The sequence below is a fragment of the Shewanella sp. 11B5 genome (assembly GCF_002836795.1).
Lineage (GTDB): Bacteria > Pseudomonadota > Gammaproteobacteria > Enterobacterales > Shewanellaceae > Shewanella > Shewanella frigidimarina.
In genome coordinates, this window is the sequence record NZ_PJAP01000648.1 from 1 (window position 1) to 3,611 (window position 3,611).

General features: G+C 39.9%; 4 protein-coding genes. 1 reads left to right on the top strand and 3 read right to left on the bottom strand.

All coding sequences use genetic code 11. The features are described from left to right. Positions 1 to 408 precede the first annotated feature (408 nt). Entirely contained in the window at positions 409 to 621 is a 213-nt protein-coding gene (locus CXF78_RS14825) for a DUF3820 family protein (protein ID WP_041413444.1), read from the top strand. Between the two features lie 67 nt (positions 622 to 688). Here CXF78_RS14825 and CXF78_RS14830 read toward each other — a convergent pair whose 3' ends face one another. From CXF78_RS14830 to CXF78_RS14840, 3 genes are all read right to left on the bottom strand, one after another. Next, positions 689 to 1,192, bottom strand: a complete 504-nt coding sequence (locus CXF78_RS14830; protein WP_102037236.1) for a GNAT family N-acetyltransferase — start codon at positions 1,190 to 1,192, stop codon at positions 689 to 691. 57 nt (positions 1,193 to 1,249) lie between these two features. Then, positions 1,250 to 1,552, bottom strand: a complete 303-nt coding sequence (locus CXF78_RS14835; protein WP_011636584.1) for a hypothetical protein — start codon at positions 1,550 to 1,552, stop codon at positions 1,250 to 1,252. Positions 1,553 to 1,742: 190 nt separating this feature from the next. After that, positions 1,743 to 3,479 (bottom strand): bifunctional metallophosphatase/5'-nucleotidase, encoded by a 1,737-nt coding sequence (locus CXF78_RS14840; RefSeq protein WP_102037237.1) that lies wholly within the window; start codon positions 3,477 to 3,479, stop codon positions 1,743 to 1,745. Positions 3,480 to 3,611 lie beyond the last annotated feature (132 nt).

Consider the following 3,611-nt stretch of genomic DNA (forward strand, 5'->3'; position numbering starts at 1 on the left):
TTTTAAGCTTAAATCTGATTCAATCGGTTATTTTACGCAAACCAGTGGTCTGATTATTGTCCTAAATAGTCAGTTGCAATCGCGTTCGAACTGGGTATTTTGTGGATTTAAAAATAAACAGTAATTAATTCAGCCTGAGTTACTCTGAATGGGTTGATTAATCAGTAGTTAACCTCTGATTAGTTAACCTCTGATTAATTAAATTCGCATCAATTAACGCAGTACCAACTCATTATGCATTCCACTTAGCTGTACTTTTTGACGCCCTGTTATGTCAAACGTGCGTATTATCAGTTCATTTTTCGAATCCTAAAGCGGTTTTGAAAAAGGCTTTGAACTGATAAAATAGCTAATCAAATTGGTATTACATTAACCTAATAAAGACACAAAGGCGTGGAGCCATAAATGATGAATGAGCAGCAATTGTTAGAAGCGATTAATCAAACCATGCCATTTGGTAAATATGCTGGTCGTAAATTACTGCAGTTACCTGAACCTTATTTAGTTTGGTTTCACTCTAAAGGTTTTCCTGAAGGCAAACTTGGTGAGCAATTAGCATTAATGTATGAAGTGAAGCTCAATGGATTGGAAGAAATGCTACAACCTCTGTTAAAGCGGTGAAGCTAGGTAGTAAGCTATGAAGCTGGTAACAAGAGGTGACAAGCGATAACGAAATCCGCCCTAGTATCTAGTCTATTAACCGTTTTTTCATGTAAAAGCCAGTAAACGTTTGGCCACATTTTTGTTGGTAGCTTGTCTGTTGCAAAACAAACCCCATAGCTTCAAACAACGGTTTAGATAAGTATGATGCATCAACACTGAGATAAGGATATTGTTGCTGAAGAGCCCAATGTTGTAAGTGTTTATAGAGTGCGCTGGCGATGCCTTGCTGCTGATAGTCGGGGTGAACGTATAAGCAGTCAATATAACCTTGGTGCTTAAAATGAGTTTCTAGACTAATGAAGCCGATGACCTGTTGGTTATCAAGTGCTAACCAGGCTTTATTTCGTTTGTATCGTAGTTGCCAAAATTTAGTAGAGCGCGGTGCTGATGACCATGCGTTGAGTTTTATGCTTGGGTATCTTGGATGAATAATACCTTGTACCGCAGTATGGTATAACTCACTTATTTGAGTTGCATATGATGCAGAAAAATCAACGATTTGATGAGGTTGATTTATTGAGTTTTTCATAAAAAAGACCAATCGATAAGATTGGTCAATTATGTAAGCTTTTTACGATAAAACGTACTATTTTTTATTAATATTGCCAACAAACATGATTTTATCAAATGTTCTGTTTAGGCTTGAGCTTTTAAAGTCGCTCATCCACATTTGTTCAGACACTTCTACTTTATCGCCTTTAGTCACTTCAGTTTGCGGACCCGCAGCCCAATATGTTTTATCAGCTTCTTTAAGTTGAACATAGGTATAACCGCCGCCATTCATGGTGTCGAGTACTTCACCTTGATGCAAAGCACCTTGCGCCCATACAGAAGAAACACCCATAGCCAAAGTGGCAGCGGCAGCAAATGCAATTAATTTAGCTTTCATGTATGTATTCCTATTTTGCCCAAAAAATGATAGTTAATGAGGATATTAATTCAACGTTTGTATCATTTAACCATTTCTACTCATTCTGGTCTGTGATCTACCGCGAATTATTGTCTTCTATCAGCTGTTAGGTATTTTCTGTTAGGTATTCTCTGTTGGGTATTGTCATCTAGATACATGAAGCCATCGTTTAGTCGCGGTGGCTAATATAATGTACATTTGCAAATAGTTGTCCCGTAATGAGATGTCCATGCTGGCTAACAAAATCGATAAAAGCTTCAGGGAGTGTTTGATTGCTCATCGGTTGCTGCCAGTGAGCATGCAATAGTGCATCATATCCTTCCTTACCCGCAGCGGTATAAGCACTTGATACACCAATATACAGTTTATTGGATTCAAGAGTTTGCCATTGATCCTGCTTGTAGATATCAATCTGGGTGATCCGCTGGCCTTTAATTCGCTTACCATCATAGAAGTAGCGCAATCCATAAGGATAGGGGAAACTGCCCGCTCCGGTACCAACAATGCCATTATTGGTCGCGCTATTGATGGACGATTCTAATGCTTCAATAATGTGTTTACCCATAATTTGATACAGCGTTAGGGGTAATTCGAATGGCAGAATGCGGCCAACAACATCAGCAAGTGATAACTGACCTTTATTGAGCGATTGCCTCACCCCCCCAGCATTATGCAGTGCAAAATCGATATTTGGCTCAATGTATTTAGCCGCTTTATACATGCTACGACTCACCCAAGGGGCTATTTCGCTGCCATGAGGGAGCTGTTTGCTGGGTAACCTAGTGTGAACAAAGTTTCGAGGTATATGAGCCAGTATTTGGTTTTCTAGCGCATCTAATGATGGGCGGTATTGGCTATGAATGACCTGATGAATAGCATCATCATGCTGAGCGTCTTTAATACTTGGATGGGTGAACAACTGCTCGATTAAATCAGCAGCAATAGCGCTATCGGCAGGCTGTCCGTCTTTGGTGCTGACTTGAATATTGTCATCAAGCATAAAATAATTATTACCGATAAGCTCGGTTACTTTGCCATTTGAATCAAAATTGATTTGGGCAAGACCCAGTGTTTCTGCATATTTTCCGGCATGCAAAATAGGCGTTGAGTTTATCGTTTCGGCGTAAGGAATATCGCTTAAGCCAATGTTACTCATACTACCTTGAAGTGTATGAGAATGTCCGCCGACAATTAGGCTTATGCCGTCGACACTGGCAGCAAGTTCTTGGTCTTGGTCTAAACCTAGGTGGCTTAGTACAATAATATGGTTAATACCTTGTTGTTTCAGTTTTTGAACTGTTTTACGGGTGGTGTCGATAGCATTAACAAAATGAGTATCGGGGTCCGGCCTAGCGATTAAATGCATTTGGTCTAAGGTAATACCAATAATAGCCATCTGGGTATCGTGAAATGGCTTTATCAGTACTTTTGCTGTTCTGGTGCTGTCATCAAAGTCGTACAACATTGGGTGGCCGTATAATCGACCTGTTTTATGTCTATCTTCTGCGCTTAAATCCATATTGCCGGCTAATACCGGAAAATCGATACGGTTCAAAAAGGCTTGTACAGGGCTGTTACCTGCATCGATTTCGTGATTACCCAATACCATAGCATCAGGTTTGAGTAAGTTAAGGAGGTGTGCATTAGCCGCACCTTGAAACTCCCTGAAATATAAAGTGCCCTGAAAGCTATCGCCGCCATGTAAAAATAGAAATGGAGTTAGTTCGGCTGCGGCTTGCTGCCTTGCCTGTTCTATTTGGTAACCTAAGCGCGCATAGCCACCTGAATGGCCTTCAAGTGTATAAGTGTGTTGCTGGGCTGTCAGGCTAAATTGGACTGGACTAGGTTCGAAGTTAGAATGAGTGTCATTAATATGAGCTATAGATAAACGATAAATATGTGACATTTTTTCCCTCAATTTAATGTCGCTATCTTATACTAATTTAGGTAAACATGTTATCGCTGCGCGTTTTTGTGATCTTTATATTGCAGCTCAAATTACGAAAACGATGGTACAAATTAGCTGAATATAGCCAAT